A 10,556-nucleotide genomic window follows, 5' to 3' on the forward strand; every position below is an offset into this window, starting at 1 on the left:
CTGTGGATGACCACTTCCCAGCCGGACCCGATGGACCACGACGACCGGGTGGCGCAGCCACAGGCCGCCGTCCGGCGCGCGGCTGCGGGCAGCACGGAATGGGCGCTGGCCGTCGACCAGCTGGCGGAGGCGTGGCTCGCCGCGAACGATCTCGACCGGGCGATCGCCACCCGCCGGATGGGCTTGACCGGCTTGGCCTCCGAAGCTGCGCACTGTCGAGCCGACCTGCAGCACGACCTCGGCGTCGACCTCATGACCCGCTACCGGCGCCACGGCAGGTCCGCCGACCTGCGCACCGCCTGTCGCTTGGCCGAGGCTGTGTTCGCCGCCGCACCGCCCGCGGATCGGCTGCGGGCCGCGAGTGATCTCGCGGCCCGGTGGTCGGCTCACCCCGAGGACACCGACACCCTCGAGCGGGCGCGCCGATTCCTCGCCGACGAGCTGGCGGCCGCCCCTCAGGATGACGCGGCACGCACGGCCGCCGCCAACGCGCTGGCCGGCATCCATCTCGCTCTCTGGCACCGCCGCAACGAATTCGACGGGCTTACCGCGGCTCTGGAAAAGGTCCTCGCGGAACCGGTGATTCCGGGCGCGGGTGCCGCCAACGTCATCGGCCTCCTGTCCGAGGTGGCGGAGGAGTCGTCGGACCTCGCGCTGCTGGCCGAGGCGGAGAAACTCGCTCGCCGCTCGCTCGCCGTCGTCGAAGGCGAGCCGCGCGTCAGCGTCGCCCGGCTGCTGGCCGCGATTCTGCTCACGCGTCACGAGTGGACGGGCGAGGCCGAAGTTCTGGCCGAGGCGGCGGAAGCCGGCGACGACGCCGTGCGCACTGCCGAAGCAGCCGGCAATGCCGATCTGCTCGCCCAGGCGCTTTCCGTGCGCTCCACGGTCCACGGTGAAGCAGGCCGTGTCTTCGACGACCGCACCCGGACCGACGCGGCGATCGCGGACGCGAAAAGAGCACTTGCCCTCGCCCGGAGCACCACGCCGGAGACCGGCGAATACACCAATCAGGTCGCGCTGCTCCTGGCCGAGCGGTTCGACCTGTTCGGCACGAGCGAGCACCTCGATCAAGCCATCGTCCTCGTGGACGAGGAACTGGCACGGGGGCCGGCCGCGGACGAGTTCGCCGCGATCGCCACCAACCAGGCCACGGCCCTGCTCTCTCGCGCCGAGCTGCGAACCCGCCCCGATCCCGCCGGAGCTGCCGGGGATCTCCTGCGGGGTATCGAACTGGTGGAGCAGGCCATCAAGGCCACCCCGCCCGGCAGCGCCGGCTTGGCCGCCCGGCACTCCACCGCGAGCCGGCTATGGGCCCACCGGGACACCCGCGAAGCTCTCGCCATCGCCGGGCAACACGCTGAGGCCGCAGTGGATCACTGTCCGCCCGGCTCGGCCGACCGGCCGTTGTACCTGAACAACTGGGCGATGCTGCTGAAGCGCGTCCGCGAGCTCACGGCCCCGGACAGCGAGCCGGCCCGTGAGATCGCGCTGCTGGAGCGAGCGTTCGAGGCCGCGAGAGGCCGATTCGGAGAGACGAGCGTGCTCGTCGCCAGCATCCGGTACAACCTCGGTGCGCGGCTGCTGGAGGTGTTCGACCTGCGGCTCGCCGCCGGTACCGAGGACCTCGCTCTCCTGCAGCGAGCCATCGACGAGCTGGACGAGGCGCTCGGGGCGGACCACCCCCACCTGTCCGTACCGACGGGCCGGTTGCTCGGCGACATCGCCTGGCGGCTTTCGTTGTGGGACAAAGGTGAGCACGCCTTCCGGCTGGCGCTCACCGCGGCGGGCCGGCTGACCGGCCTGCGGCGGCACCGGCAGGACAAGGAACGCGCCCGCTCCGGCGTGCAGGGCATCGGCGCCCTGGCGGCGCTGTGCGCGGCGCGCGACGGAAACGTCGCCGCCGCGGCCGTGCACCTCGAACAAGCCTCCGCAACGCTGATCGCGGAGGCGGTCGGCGTCGCCGCGGACGGCGTGACCTTCGACGGCGTCGTCGCGGGGGCACGGTTGATGGACCGGCACGTGCTGCTGCTCGGCACCACGGCCGCCGGCGGCATCGCGGTGCTGGTCGGGCCCGACGGGCGAGCCACGCACGCGGAACTGCCCGGGCTGACGGAGGGCGCCGTGGCCGGCCGGGTGGCGGCGTTCCGGGAGACGATCTCGGCGACTCCGGACAGCGCCGCCGCCGGACGGCGGGACGCAGCCGACGTCCTGTGTCGATGGACGGCGAAGACGGTGCTCGACCCGCTGTGGCCGCTGCTCGCCGACGTCCGCCGGGTGGCTGTGCTTCCGCTGGGACGGCTCGCATGGCTACCGCTCACGGCGGCCGCCGCCCCGGGCACGGACGCCGACCTCTCCCGCCTCGAGCCGCTCCTCCTGATTCGCGCCACGCCCGCCGGGCGGCACGGCGAGGTCCCAGCAGGTCCGCGCCGCGTGGTGGTCTGGGCCGACACCGGACCAGCGGACGCGCGCATTCCCGGCGCGGCCCGCGAGGCACGTCGGGTGGCCGGCAGTCATCCGGGCGCCGAACTGGTCGTCCACGACCGGCCGGCCGGCGACACCGAACCGGAGCCGACCGATGACCCCGCGGCGCTGACCGCTCTGTTCGACGCCGATCTGCTGCACCTCGCCTGCCACTGCGAAGTCGATGCGGAGCGGCCACAGGAGACCGTGCTGCACCTGTCGCCGCCGCTCAGGGTGGGGACCGCACCGCCCGGACGGCGAGCACGCCACGCGCACATCGTGCTGAGCGCGTGCGACGCGGCACTGACGAGCGCCACGCTGCCCGATGAAGCGCTGAGCGCGGCGACCGCCTTTCTCCTGTCCGGCGCCGGTGCCGTCACCGCACCGTTGTGGCCGGCGGGCGACGCCGCGACGCCCCGGTTCATGGCCGCCTACCACGCCGAACTGGCCGCAGGAACGGCTCCTCCGCGCGCATTGGCGAAGGTGCAGCGAGCCTGGGCAGGCCGTCCCAAGTTCTTCGCTGCGTCCTGGGTGGTCACCTGCTGGCCGGACGCGGCCGGCGTAGCGGCGGAGAAAACCGGTGCACGCTGAACGGGAACACGGCGAACGGCTACTCCGCGAAGCGGTCGCGGCGTACGAGTCCGGAGACTACGACGGCTGCCTGAACCGATCGCTGGAAGCGGAGGATCTGTTCACACAGCTCGGAGACCGGCCCCGGGCACTGGCCGCGCGGCAGCGCCAGGCGATGGTCCGGGCGACGAGCGGGGATCTGGGCACCGCGATCGAGATCAACCGGCAGCTCGTGAGGCACTACCTCGAACTCGGCGACGAGATCAGCGCGGCCAAGGTGGGCACCAACCTGGGGTACAACTACCGCCTGCTGGGCCGGCTCGACCAGGGGCTGGCTGCCTACAACGCGGCACGCCGTGTGTTCTCCAGGTACCCCGAGCGTGTGTTCGAGACCGCCATGACACACATGAATCTCGGCGCCGTGCACCGGAGTCTCGGCAATCTGGCGAGGGCCCACGCACATGCCCGGCGCGGCGCGCGCCTGTTCGGCACCCTGACCGGGACCGAGATGCGTGTCATCGACTGCCTGCTCAACGCCGCGATCGCGGTGGACCTGCTGGGCCGGACCGACGACGCCGAAGCGCTCCGGCAGCAGAGCGACGAACTGGCCCGGCGCATCGGCAGCCGCCACAAACTCGGCCGGATCTCTCACAGTCGGGCCGCTTCGCTGGCCAGGCGCGGAGACTACCGCGGGGCATTGCCCGAACAGCACGTGGCGCTGCTGCACACCCTCACGGCCCCGACCTTGACCATCAGCTACGTGCAGGAAGTGCTCCGCAACACGGCACGGCTGCACCTGCGCACCGGATCACCCGACGAAGCCTGGCCGTTCGCACTCCTCGCTTCTCGCCTGGCGTCCCGGACGCTGCACGGCCTGCACCGGCCACGAACCCGCGGTGAGTGGCGCGCCCGGCAAGCGGAGGTGTTCGACCTGGTTTGCGAGCTCCTGGTGCGGCGCAAGGACTGGGCCGGTCTGGCCGTGGCGATCGAAACCACCCGGGCTCAGCAGCCCATCGCCGACGGCGCACCTGTGCACCTGCTCCTTCCCTCCGCTGAGGCCACCGAAGCCGAACATCGGATGGCCCTCGGCCCGCTGCCCCGGTTCACCGTCGGCGATGCCCGGCTCGACTACGCCGCAGCAGTCGCGTCCATCGCCGACGGCCTGACCGCGGATCCGAACGAGCAGCTGGCCTGCCGCGCCACCCTGCGTCAGGTAGCCGGTCTCGAAAATACCCAGGAGACCGGGGAAGCGGATCTCCGGCTGCTGGCCGAAAGGCCGGGAGAAGTACTGTGGGGCACCATCCAGCTTCGCTCGAGTCTCTACTGGTACGTGATCGAGACGGGGCTGACCATCGGCGGTGCCGTCGAGGCGGGACCGGATTCAGCCCTCGGCGATGCCCTGGCCGAACTGACCGGGGCCCTGCCCGACACGGATCACTACGCCGAGCGCGTGCGTAACGGCCGGGCGGTGGTGTCCGGTGCTCCCGGAGCGAGGCTCGCCGCGCTGCTGGTCCCGGAACGGATCCGGCGAAACTGGATGGAGGCAGCGGCCGAAGACAGCCCTCGCCGCCTGCAAGTGGTACCGGCCGCCGAAGTCGCACGACTGCCGCTGGCCGCCCTGCCGCTCGACGACAACGGCACACCTCTGCTGCGGTGGCTTCACCCGGTGTACGTTCCTTCCCCGGCAGCGGCCGTCCAAGCCCCACCCCCGGATTCTGGTCCGCGGCCGGTGGCGCTGACCGTTGCGGATACCCAGGGCGACCTGCCCGGTGCCCGCCGCCTCGCCAGGTCGTTCCCACCTTCGCTGATCGGCGCGGACGCCACCGCGGAGAAGTTCGGCAAATTACTTGAAGACCTGCGAACCCGCGCCGACGGTCCCGTCACCTTCGTATACGCAGGTCACACGACGTCAGCGCGTGATGCGGATCGCGCGGTGCTCCGGCTCGCCGACGCCGAACTGTCCGCCGCCCAATGGCTGAGTGTCCGCGGTCGCGAGGACTTCCCGTTACCGACCACGGTTGTGCTCGTGTCGTGTTCCTCGGGCGGCCTCGGCACTACTGACTGGTACGGCCTGGCCGCCGCCGCAATCGCGGCGGGGGCGCGGACCGTGGTGTCGACGCTCTGGCCGCATCCCGACGCGGTGTCCGCGCTGGACCGCAAGGTGATCGAGGCGGTCGCTGCGGGTGAAGACGTGTTCGCCGTCCTCGAATCAGCTTCGGCGTCTCGGTCGCCGTTCGTGTGGGCGAACTACGCGGTGATCAGCGGTACTCGAGGAGTTCCCTGGTAGCGCCGAGAGCCCGGTGAGAAGCTGCACAGGTCAGGCACCGGTATGAAGGTACCCGGCCCATAGCGACGGCGCCCAAGGCCGTCGACGGCTGACGTTCCTGACCGCGTGATGCAATGCAGAGGCCGCACGTTCGAATTCGAGTGAGCCATCAGCTCGCCTGAGACCAGCGTAGAAGGCTTCGGCGATGGCCACAGCGCGGCGATCGCTGATTTCCCACAGAGTCCCGATGACGTGGGGATAACCGGCGAGGTTGAACGCGCTGGCGAGGTGAATGGCCTCATCGACGAGCTGGGGTGTGTGAATCGCGGCTGTCTGACAAGCCGACAGGTAAGCCAGCTGGACCTGATCGAGAGCCAGCGGCGCCAGACTGGCGACACTGAGCGGGTTCTCGATGTGGTCGTGCAGAATCAGCCGGCTGAGTGACGGGTCAGTCAAGTCGGTGACGCCATGGCAAGCGAAATGGACGACCGGGTGAGTGGGTAGGTGCGCCAGAACGGCCGCCCGGGTCGGAACCCGGCACTCCGCGTTCAGGTCTTCCGCGTCGGCGTCTTCGCTGGTCCTGCCTGATTCGCACAGTTCGATGTGATCCGGGAAGTACCGGCGCACAACGGCGATCTCGGAGGAAACGAGCGGAAGCCGGGCGTCGGGCAGACCAGGTGTGGTGGGCATCCCGACGATCAGTGCCCGGACGGCTGCCCCAAGTGTGACGCCTTGCGACGAGCGTAGCTCAACGCACGCACCGTCGGTGTGTAGGAACTAACTACCCGGTCGAGGACGGTGCGCCGATGTGGATCGTCAAGCGCGTCGGAATGGTGTCCCGAGGCATGGATCGGAAGCATGCCGAGCAGGCCACCAGGCGCCCACCAGACCCTGGGCCAGTCGCCGGTTCCAGAATGGCTCGCAACCGGCGTACTGTTCAAACCCAGGGCGTCGAGAACGGGTTCGGCGGCGTTGTCCCATAGCCAGGCCAGGATCTTGTTCAGAGTGCCCTGCGCCGCGAGTCGCGTTTCACGGTCGGCGTCCGTGTCATGCGCCGCAGCGAGGGCCTGATAGAACATATTGATCTGCTCGACCAACGCCGGCCGGGTAAGTCCTGGCAGCGCGACCGGTCTGACGCCGTCCGACGTGAGCACGAGCGCGTCACAGCGCAGGTCACTGACGTTGAACATCACAATCGGACCTTGGCGAGCCTCGGCGAGAAGCCCGTCGAGTTCAGGAGGCAATCCGAACCCCGCGAAGCCCTTCTGCTCACGAATCTGTCGAACGACAGCGCCGAACTCTGCGGCGATCGATCTGCGATCCCATGTTCCGGAATCGACAGCATGGACGGAAAACCCCGCCGTTTTCGGCCTCCCGGCCGTACCGGGCGCCGACGCATGCCGATCAAGCAGCTGACGTATTTCTCCGTAACGAGCCGCCAGTCCCGGATGCTGCGCACGGAGTTCGGTAAGGTCGTCGCGGGTGTCCAAAGCTTGGCTGAGCATCACGGCCCGCCCCATCTCGAGCAGCCGCACAGCCCGCACCGCGGGGCGGTACTCCACGCCCTCGGGAAGCGAGAGTGCTGTTGCCGCCGCGTCGGCCGCAAGTCCGGAGATACCTCCGAGAGCGTGTTGCTGGTCAGCGCGGACGAGGTCTCTCGGCGCCATGTCGGGAAGCAGCCGCACCGCGGACTCCAGGACTTGCGCCGCCCGGCCGACATCGACCTCCGCGAGCAGCAGGCCGGCAGCCCTCGCCGCCCGCACCCGCATCGAAGGTGCGGCGGTCTCGACTTCGGACGCCTCGATCAGAGACGCGCCGGCCGCCGCGAGGTCGGTGTGCCTGCGGACCTGTCGGAATCTGGTGCGCAGCGTCTGGCCCAAGTTGGACAGATGAACAGCTCGCTGCGTGTGGCCGGAGGGGGTAGCTGCCACCGCCGCGCGGCCGAGCAGAACGGCCTCGTCCAAATCCGCCACCACCCCGGTGTGCTCAGCACGGGCAGTGAGCGCGATCCCGAGGTTGGAGAGGCGAGCGGCGCGGTCGGGGTGGTCGGATGGGGTGGCCACCACCGCAGCACGGCCCGCCTCGACAGCCTCATCAAGATCGGACACCATCCCAGCGTGTTGGAAGCGCAGACGTAGTGCGGCACCGAGGTTGGACTCCATAATCGTCCGGTCGGAGTGGTCGCGTGCGGTGGCTGCCACCGCAGCGCGGCCCGTTGCCACGGCCTCGTCCAGATCGGCCAGCACGCCGGTGCGCTCGAAACGCCGCAGCAAAGTGGCCCCGAGGTTGGACAACCATCCTGCCCGATCACGGTGATCCGCCGGGATCGTGGTGACTGCCGCACGGCCTACCTCAACGGCTTCGTCCAGGTCAGCCAGCGCGCCGGTCCGTTCGAACCGAGTTTGCAGCACGATGCCGATACTCGACAGAAACGCCGGACGATCGAGACTATCCGGCGTACAAGTGGCCACGGCCTCGCGACCGACCTCGATCGCCTCGTCGAGGTCGGCAATCATTCCCGTGCGCTCGAACCGGAGCTGCAACGCGAGGAGCAGGTTGATCATGATCCCGGGCACTTCGACCATGCAGTCTTTCACGGCCGCGCGCAAGATGCCGATCGCTTCGTCGAGGTCGGCAAGAGTTCCCGATCGCCCGAACCGGCACAGCACAGCGGTCGCGTGGTTGGACATGCGTTTCACACGGTCTGGGTGTTCGGAGGGGGTGGCCGCCACTGCCTTGCGGCTCAGGTCGATCGCCTCGGCCAGGTCGGCCAGCGACCCGGACATGCCGAACCGATTTCGAAGCGCGTTGCTGAGGCTGGACAAACGCCCCGCGTGGCTGTCGTCGTCCGCCGAAATGGCTGTCGCCGCACGACCGGCTTCGATCGCCTCATCGAGGTCGGCCGGCATCCCGGTACGTTCGAATCGCGTCTGCAGCGCGCTGCAGAGGTTGGATAGGTGCAAGGCACGCGACAGCGGATCGGATGTCGTTCGGATGGCCGCCCGGCCCATCTCGATCGCCTCGTCCAGATCCGCCAGACGGTGTGTGTGCTCGAACCGGGCCTGCAACGCCGTTCCGAGATTCGATCGGTGAACAGCACCATCGGCCTCGTGAGCCGGCACAGCGGCAACAAGGAGGCGATAGGCGTCGATGAGGTGATTCAGGTCCGCGAACGCGCCGGTGCTGTCGAACTTGCTCTGCAACGCAGCGCAACGAATGGTGAGCGAAATCAAGTACTGCTTCCCGGACGGGACGACAGCGACCGCGTCAGTGGCCGCTCGGATCGCGTTGTCCAGGTCCGCCATCGAACCGGAGTCTCCGTACCGGAGGCACAAGGCGATCGCAAGATTACACAGCAATACCGCACGATACGATTCCGCGGCCGCGGCCGCGGCCGCCGCCTGAGCCGTATCGACCGCCTCGTCGAGGTCAACCGTAGCGCCGACCCGCCTGAACCGCGCCTGCAGTTCGGTGCTGAGGGAGACAAGCACCGATGCGAGATGAGGATGACCGGCGGGAGTTGCCGCCACTGCCGCCCGGCCTGCCTCGATAGCCTCGTCCGGATCGGTCAATGCCAGGGAACTGGCGAACCACGACCGGAGTGCGAACCCCAGTTCGGAAAGACGTCCAGGGCGGCTGGGATGGTCGCGGGGAGTCGCGTCGACAATGAACCGCCATACGGCGACAGCAGCACTCATCGGATCCGGATCTAGGGAGCGACGCGCTCGATCGAGAAGATCGGCGGCCAGTTCGACGGCCGCATCGGCGAGCAAGCGAGCGTCGCGAGTCTGACCACGAGTATCGAACACCTCGATCAGCCGGTCAACAACCCCAAGCGTGTCCGGATCCTCGGCAAGATCAGGATCTCCCGCCTCGGCGATACGCCCCAACCGGGCTCGCAGGTCCGCGACTAACGCCTCGAATTGGGGTTTTCGCGACCGATCGTTCATGATTGAAGTGTGATCTGGTACAACGCACCTTCCTCGAGTCAGCCAACAGCATAGACGAGGATACGGAGCGGCGGGAACTTTGACGAACTCACCGAGCGTGTTCTTCTAAAGAGCCACATGCCGACGGGCACCGATCTACACCATCGTGGACACCCTCTCCGCCCACCGGGCAGCCGGTCGCCTGAACCTGACCGAAGTCGCCCCGGCAACACCGCCACCTTGCCGGAGACTTGTATTGCCGACCTCGTCACTTGACGCGTAGGTGACCCCCTTGTGGAAGACGGTGCTCAGCCTGCGGCTCTCCAAGGGCGTAGCCGAACGGAGCGATCTTGAACCACGGTGTTCGGCCGACCTGGGTGGCCCACAAGGCGCCGTGGTCGAGGCGGAGTTGATCTTTGGGCGGTCGTCTCCGACGATCGTCTGTTGAGGGAACGTTGCTGTCAGATCTCCGGTCTGTCTGCGACTGTCGCGGGCAGGTCAAGATCGATGACGTGGGTCCAGGTGTATGTCCCAAACCGACAGATGACAGACAGCTGCAAGGGGCTCGTTCGGTACCGCTGACGCCACGACCTGAGGTCGGTCCAGAGATGGCTCAAGTATCCGGACGATTGGAGTCCCTCTGACGGCCGGCACGCCCGGAGTTGCTCGCCCGCGGGAGTCGGCGTCGTCTATGTGCGGGCGGAATCGCAGCGGTCCCAGATCACCGATGCCAACTCTTCCTCAGTGGGACCGCCTGCGATGCCTGCCGCGTGCCGAGCCGCCCGGCGGGACCACCGCCGAACCTGATGATCACGCGTTGGGCCGGTCCCGGGGCGGATGGACCACGAAGCTGCATCTGGGCTGCGAGCAGGGACAGAAGCCATTGTCGATCGTGCTGACCGCGGGACAGCGGGGCGACAGCCCGCATTTCATCCCGGTCCTGGCCGGTATCCGGGTGCCCCGTCCGGGTGTCGGCCGGCCGCGCACCCGTCCGGATCGGGTGCTGGCGGATAAGGCGCACACGTCGAAGGCCAATCGGGCTCATCTGCGTCGTCGTGGGATCAAGGCGACTATTCCGAGCAAGGCTGATCAGGACGCGCATCGCAAGGCCAAGGGGTCGAAGGGCGGTCGGCCACCGGCCTTCAACCCCGAGATCTACAAACTTACGTGCTGCTGCCGTACTAGACGTGGTGTGGATGGCCGAGGTCGTTGACCGCGGCTGTCTCCACGAGATGCAGTGGTGGGCGCAGCGTTGATCGCCTACCGAGCAGGCCTGATCAGGTGACCGCGAGCGCCGCGGTTTTCCGCTAACGTCCTTTGGACAACGCGGA

The 10,556-nt window shown here is 68.7% G+C and carries 5 protein-coding genes; 3 read left to right on the plus strand and 2 right to left on the minus strand.

Going from position 1 to position 10,556, the window contains the following annotated elements; all coding sequences use genetic code 11:
* Positions 1-6 precede the first annotated feature (6 nt).
* Positions 7-3,051 carry a CHAT domain-containing protein gene (locus tag ACIA5G_RS33545; RefSeq protein ID WP_395930538.1) on the plus strand — a complete coding sequence of 1,015 codons (3,045 nt, stop codon included), beginning with the start codon at positions 7-9 and terminating at the stop codon, positions 3,049-3,051.
* On the plus strand, positions 3,041-5,317 hold the full coding sequence (locus ACIA5G_RS33550) for a CHAT domain-containing protein (protein WP_395930540.1): 2,277 nt from the start codon (positions 3,041-3,043) through the stop codon (positions 5,315-5,317). Before ACIA5G_RS33545 ends, ACIA5G_RS33550 begins: the two co-directional genes overlap by 11 nt.
* A 30-nt stretch (positions 5,318-5,347) precedes the next feature.
* On the opposite strand, the gene ACIA5G_RS33555 is transcribed toward ACIA5G_RS33550, so the two are convergent.
* Both ACIA5G_RS33555 and ACIA5G_RS33560 read right to left on the minus strand, forming a co-directional pair.
* The gene (locus ACIA5G_RS33555; RefSeq protein ID WP_395930542.1) at positions 5,348-5,986 is read right to left on the minus strand and encodes a CHAT domain-containing protein; all 639 of its coding nucleotides are present in this window, start codon (positions 5,984-5,986) and stop codon (positions 5,348-5,350) included.
* 8 nt (positions 5,987-5,994) lie between these two features.
* The gene (locus ACIA5G_RS33560) at positions 5,995-9,246 is read right to left on the minus strand and encodes a hypothetical protein (RefSeq protein ID WP_395930544.1); all 3,252 of its coding nucleotides are present in this window, start codon (positions 9,244-9,246) and stop codon (positions 5,995-5,997) included.
* 706 nt (positions 9,247-9,952) lie between these two features.
* Here ACIA5G_RS33560 and ACIA5G_RS33565 point away from each other — a divergent pair.
* Complete coding sequence (locus tag ACIA5G_RS33565; RefSeq protein WP_395930546.1) at positions 9,953-10,438, plus strand: transposase; 486 nt, start codon at positions 9,953-9,955, stop codon at positions 10,436-10,438.
* Positions 10,439-10,556: the final 118 nt, after the last annotated feature.

The sequence above is a fragment of the Amycolatopsis sp. NPDC051758 genome (assembly GCF_044453095.1).
In the GTDB taxonomy this organism is placed as follows: domain Bacteria; phylum Actinomycetota; class Actinomycetes; order Mycobacteriales; family Pseudonocardiaceae; genus Amycolatopsis.

What these genes read in the sequence shown, in the direction of transcription:
- ACIA5G_RS33555 (WP_395930542.1), bottom strand. Translation starts at nt 5,986, where the DNA reads ATGCCCACCACACCTGGTCTGCCCGACGCCCGGCTTCCGCTCGTTTCC.
- ACIA5G_RS33565 (WP_395930546.1), top strand. Translation starts at nt 9,953, where the DNA reads ATGCCAACTCTTCCTCAGTGGGACCGCCTGCGATGCCTGCCGCGTGCC.
- ACIA5G_RS33545 (WP_395930538.1), top strand. Translation starts at nt 7, where the DNA reads ATGACCACTTCCCAGCCGGACCCGATGGACCACGACGACCGGGTGGCG.
- ACIA5G_RS33560 (WP_395930544.1), bottom strand. Translation starts at nt 9,246, where the DNA reads ATGAACGATCGGTCGCGAAAACCCCAATTCGAGGCGTTAGTCGCGGAC.